A 4,883-nucleotide genomic window follows, 5' to 3' on the forward strand; every position below is an offset into this window, starting at 1 on the left:
GAACCGATGAACCGATGAACCGATGAACCGATGAACCGATGAACCGATGAACCGATGAACCGATGAACCGATGATACTGCGGCCCTACCCCAGCCGCAAGCAGAATACTGAATTCATTATAAATAATGGCGAATTGTGATTGCAAAATCGGGTAGGTTCTCATTTTAGAATTCGCACGCATCCAGGTACCTCCGATACAATTTGATTTTTGAACGCATCAGTACAGAAACCGCTGCCCTCCCCCTGGAGGAGAGAGAGTGGCAGGTGGATAAAAAGGAACATCCACCCAACGCGCCGGCAACCAAGTCATAGAACCAGGCTGTTGAATTGAGAAATTCACAAATCCTATATTTGGATAGGTATCCGCTATCGCTAGCACTGCGCCTGTCAGGCTTTCATTTTGCCACCACGACTTGATGAAAAGGCGCACTATCGTCCAGTACTCTGTTTTGGGCAAACCAGATGGTCACGATGAACCGCTTAGTCGCTTAAAAATGATAAGAGTACCTAATCGCGAAGACATCAGTGTCGATGTATCCAAAGGTGCCGTCAACACTAATTATTGAGCACCTTAAACCCACAGAGTGCTCAGGTGTGATGTCGTACCCTACGCCCAAACCCAAAATTATTCCGTCGTCTTTTCGCGATCCAAAATCAACGTCTTCAGAGTTGATATTCGCAATGCCGGCAAAAAACAGTCCATAGAAATTATTTAACAGGTAAGCCCCTGCACCAATGGTCAAGCCGTAGTAATTCTCAAAATCTATGGATCCATCATTGGTCCCACCATTGATTATCGCCGCAAAACCTTCTCCCTCAATAAAGACGGAGCTATCGATGACATATCTATACCCCGCGTGAATACCAAGAGCTGTACCATCACCCTCTATGGTCAAATTTTCATATCTGGTCTCAAAGACGGAAACATCGCCACCAAGGTAAAACCCACTATGGTCTTGTGACCATGCGGGGCTTGCAAGGGTGACACTCATTAAGAAAACAAGTTTGCTCATAGGTTTTCTTTTAAACTCACGTGAATCTCGGTTCGGCTCTGGGTTTGGAAGTATTGGGGTGCGTGACGCCGTCAGAGTTAAATCCCCATTCATACCGCGCCACGCTGTAACCAAGGGGGTATAGTTAGGTTTCGGTCATATTGGGATCGAAAGCCAATACTGATGCACTATTGTGGAATAGCCTATTACTATCGCTGATAGGCAAACCGAAGGCCTGCCTGAACGTATGGTGTCCGGATATCATGAGCCGGGGGATGTGTTGGGCAGGAGGCGGTAACAAAAATTGCCACCTCCGGGTCTCTTGGGCCTCATTCGGCTGCAATCACGTCTGGCTCGCCCACAGTGTGGCCTGACTGGATCGCAGTGAGAACGCGCAGCACCTAGTCTCTTGGCTCTGCGGTCAGGAACACCAGAGCTGGTACTGGTGGATCTCGGTGAAACAACCCAGTGACTTGAGCCAAGGCAGGCTGTCTTTCGAAACTCCGGTGAGTTCCAACCGTTGATGCGCAGCCACGCGTCGGCGCTTCAGGTTGAACCCATTGCCCAGATCGACCGCGCGATCCGTATCCAGTGCGATCCGCAGCATGTCCGAAGAACTCGTAGCAGCCCAACATGTCCATCGGCATCTGCAAAGCATTCTCCGAGTAGCTGACGCTGCTGTTTGCGGCATCCTCGGCAGGTGCTTCGCGGCACGCGATCTTCATTGTCTTGGTAAAGCCTTTCGCACTCTTGTCTGCGGCCAGCATAATCATCGCAGCGCACCGACTCCTGCCACCCACAACACCATAAGCGCCATCTTCAAGCTGTTGAATGATCTGCGAGGCAAATTCTTTGCTCCCTGGGATTGCCGTCTCAGGCGGAATCACAAACCCCCTCCCCAACCGCACCTAGGCGGACATAGAGGACCTTGGAGAAGGTACTCAATGGGCTGCATTCTTTCCAGACGATTGGTTGACAACCAATCACCTATAATTTAATTTTGTCTATACTGTTTAGGAACAAATAAATTATGTCGAATGTTGACACAGTATTTTCCTCGTTAGCGCACCCCGTCAGGCGCCAGATTTTAGAACGGCTTTTGGATGGGCCAAATACTGTAAACCAATTGGGCGCAGATCATGACGTATCGCCAGGGGCCATCTCCCAGCACTTGAAGGTTCTTGAGCAGGCGGGAATGATCCGTAGAACACTGCGCGGCCGGCAACACCTCATCGAACTTGAAAAGAGAGGTTTTCAACCCGTTGTATCTTGGGTCGAGAGGTATGCGACCTTCTGGAACAGCAACTTTATATCCCTTGGAGCGTTCATAAATCGCGAAGACTCCGATGAACCGTAACACTGCATCAGGCATCAACGAGGTAAGAGTTTCAGAGTGGTTTGCGGTGAACCTTCATCAGGCGTATCGCGCTTGGACTGATCCGGCCAACATCGAGCAGTGGTTTGGCCCAGTCGGGTATATCGCCGAAGTGCTTGAAATGGAGGTCAGAGTCGGCGGGCGGTGGCGCTTCAAGATGAGTTCCCAATCAGGCGCATCTTCGCATCACAAAGGGCGCTATGTGTCTGTTGTTCCGAATGAATTTCTCTCGTTCACTTGGGAAAGTGAAGAAGACAAGGAGCTGACTGGTGACAAGGAAACACTGGTAAGTGTCTGGTTTGAACCCGTACGCGGTGGCGTCCAGACCACGCTGGTCCACCAGAGACTCCCGAACCAAAGTGCTGCTCTATCTCTTCACCACGGCTGGTCAAGCGGCTTCAGAAAATTGAACGAGGCTCTACAAATAGCAGACGAGAAACAGGAGATAATTTGTGTCAAGCCTAATTGAGGGGAGATGCGCGTGCGGTGCAATCAATTATCAGATTGATGCAAAGATTGAGTTTGCCTTCAAATGCCATTGCAGGAAGTGTCAGAGAGCAACGGGGGGCGGTCACTCATCGGCTTTCGCCGTGCCGGTCAACAAATTCAAGTCAATCGGTAGGATCAAGGAATTTCGTTTGTCGAGCGACAATGGGGCGGCAACTTATTCAGGGTTTTGTTCTGAGTGCGGGTCCCCGATGACAAGCCGAACCGAAAGATTTCCCGAACGCATTTACATCCATGCAGCAACTTTGAACGATCCTTCCGTGTTCCATCCGGAATTCGTTGTTTTCTCTGAGATGGCCCAACCATGGGATACACCCTGCGAGCAGTTGGTCAAGGCTCCACGTTGATTCACGGACAACGCCGGCATTCATTTAGCGCGCTGCATTTGGTAGTCTGGGCTCTTCGCGGGCCTTCGCCTCAAGAACCCCAGATAGCCACATCGCGAGACGAAACTGCCGTTCCTACCGATTGCCTGAACGTCGGCTAGCGTAAATACTCTGCAAATTCAGGATAGATCGTGTTGGTAAGATGAGAGGTTCGAATGAGTAGTTGGAATCTAGACGAAACCTATAAGACAACGGCAGGCTCAGTCGCTGCTGGACGCGCCGGTACTGGCCCGGATCTTATGCTAGCGCATGGATGGCCTTGGTCGTCCTTTTCCTGGCATCGTGTCATTCCTGAACTGGCGAAGTTCTTTACCGTTCATTGGTACGACATGCCTGGATACGGCCAGTCAGATAAGTTGGAGGACCAACGCACTTCGCTAGATGTGCAGGGTGAAGTCTTCGCAGAAATGATGACACACTGGGGTTTGTCAAAGCCAAGCGTCATCGCCCACGATTTTGGCGGAGCAACAACGCTGCGAGCGCATCTGCTGCATGGGTGTGATTTCGAGAAGTATCTGCTTATGAACGTGGTGGCGATGCGTCCATGGGGATCGGACTTCTTTGATCACGTGGGACGGCACGTCGACGCCTTTCAGGGTTTACCACCACACATCCACAAGGCGATCGTCGCAGCCTATATCACGGGAGCTCTGGTCAATGACATTGCTGTTGCGGACCACGATGCTTTGGTTGCTCCGTGGATCACAGAGGATGGTGCCCTGAGTTTCTATCGCCAATTCGCTCAAGCAGACGAGCGATACACGGCGGAAGTCGAACCTCACTTTGGCGAAGTTCGCTGCCTTGTGAAAATCGTTTGGGGAGAAGACGATCCATGGGTACCTCTCGATAGAGGCAAAGCGTTGCACAAACTCATGCCAAAAGCGGAGTTCGCAACGATCCCTGGCGTGGGTCACATGCCGCAGCTGGAAAAGTCAGGTGCCGTTCTCAAGGAAACGCTTAGCTTCCTCAAATAGGCGACTCATCTACAAAAACGCCATTCGACATCGGTGTAGCATCAGTCAAACTGGCTCTAAGCAGTCATCTCGCAGTTTCAGTAGGTCATTTTCATTGTAGTCCGCAGCGACATGTGGGTTCCAGTGGCTTGTGTCCTGATCAAGCTTTTCATCAAGGTAGATTGTTCTCATCTGCAGTCTCCTAGTTCCATCATATCATCGGGTTGTCGGTGCCCACATGAGACAGTGGGCTGCTAGAAGGCTGTTTCTGGGCATGCAAAACGCGGAGCCGACCACTGAACCTAGTTGGTCTCATTAGACTCCTGTAGTTGAACTCAGGTCCCGTTTTCGGTGAGGTAGCGTTAGATGGTAACCTTGGAGAGATGGTATTCAGCCAAGGGTTCTTTGATCAGAAAGCCCTGGTTGCGTTTGTCGCGCAGTTCTACGATCTGACAGCCGGTAAGCGCGGGGCGCTTTCCGAATTGAACATCTGGATGCTTAGCCTCGTTGTTCCCGCCCTTCTGCCGTGCAGCCCGAATTGGCAAATGAGCCCAAACTCACCGTCGAGCAAGCTTCGGTCCTTCGGTCGTGCGGCAAGTTGCATACCGCGAGAAGTGGACATTCAACACCAGGTGGCAAGTGGCGGCTGAGCGGGACCTCATGAGCTTTC

8 protein-coding genes are annotated in these 4,883 nt (G+C 51.2%); 4 read left to right on the top strand and 4 right to left on the bottom strand.

Features of this window, described 5'->3' with window-relative positions; all coding sequences use genetic code 11:
* From Q1B13_RS26500 to Q1B13_RS26510, 3 genes are all read right to left on the bottom strand, one after another.
* Nucleotides 1–181, bottom strand: a 181-nt coding sequence (locus tag Q1B13_RS26500; RefSeq protein ID WP_299800817.1) for a hypothetical protein, incomplete at its 3' end; no start/stop codon positions are given.
* A gap of 307 nt (nucleotides 182–488) precedes the next feature.
* On the bottom strand, nucleotides 489–1,013 hold the full coding sequence (locus Q1B13_RS26505) for an outer membrane beta-barrel protein (protein ID WP_299085624.1): 525 nt from the start codon (nucleotides 1,011–1,013) through the stop codon (nucleotides 489–491).
* A 400-nt stretch (nucleotides 1,014–1,413) separates the two neighbouring features.
* A complete protein-coding gene (locus Q1B13_RS26510) occupies nucleotides 1,414–1,599 on the bottom strand; it encodes a hypothetical protein (RefSeq protein ID WP_299085626.1) in 186 nt (61 codons plus the stop codon).
* Nucleotides 1,600–2,022: 423 nt separating this feature from the next.
* Between Q1B13_RS26510 and Q1B13_RS27130 the strand changes: the two genes are divergently transcribed.
* From Q1B13_RS27130 to Q1B13_RS26520, 4 genes are all read left to right on the top strand, one after another.
* A complete protein-coding gene (locus Q1B13_RS27130; RefSeq protein ID WP_366871141.1) occupies nucleotides 2,023–2,349 on the top strand; it encodes a metalloregulator ArsR/SmtB family transcription factor in 327 nt (108 codons plus the stop codon).
* Nucleotides 2,339–2,836 (top strand): SRPBCC domain-containing protein, encoded by a 498-nt coding sequence (locus Q1B13_RS26515; RefSeq protein ID WP_299085627.1) that lies wholly within the window; start codon nucleotides 2,339–2,341, stop codon nucleotides 2,834–2,836. The genes Q1B13_RS27130 and Q1B13_RS26515 overlap by 11 nt, the downstream gene beginning before the upstream one ends.
* A complete protein-coding gene (locus Q1B13_RS27135; protein ID WP_366140977.1) occupies nucleotides 2,820–3,221 on the top strand; it encodes a GFA family protein in 402 nt (133 codons plus the stop codon). Before Q1B13_RS26515 ends, Q1B13_RS27135 begins: the two co-directional genes overlap by 17 nt.
* Before the next feature lie 194 nt (nucleotides 3,222–3,415).
* Nucleotides 3,416–4,234: an alpha/beta hydrolase gene (locus Q1B13_RS26520; RefSeq protein ID WP_298938538.1), complete on the top strand. Its 819-nt coding sequence runs from the start codon at nucleotides 3,416–3,418 to the stop codon at nucleotides 4,232–4,234.
* Nucleotides 4,235–4,279: 45 nt separating this feature from the next.
* On the opposite strand, the gene Q1B13_RS26525 is transcribed toward Q1B13_RS26520, so the two are convergent.
* A complete protein-coding gene (locus tag Q1B13_RS26525) occupies nucleotides 4,280–4,405 on the bottom strand; it encodes a hypothetical protein (RefSeq protein ID WP_298938536.1) in 126 nt (41 codons plus the stop codon).
* Nucleotides 4,406–4,883 lie beyond the last annotated feature (478 nt).

Source organism: uncultured Ruegeria sp., from assembly GCF_947489545.1.
Classification (GTDB): Bacteria; Pseudomonadota; Alphaproteobacteria; order Rhodobacterales; family Rhodobacteraceae; genus Ruegeria.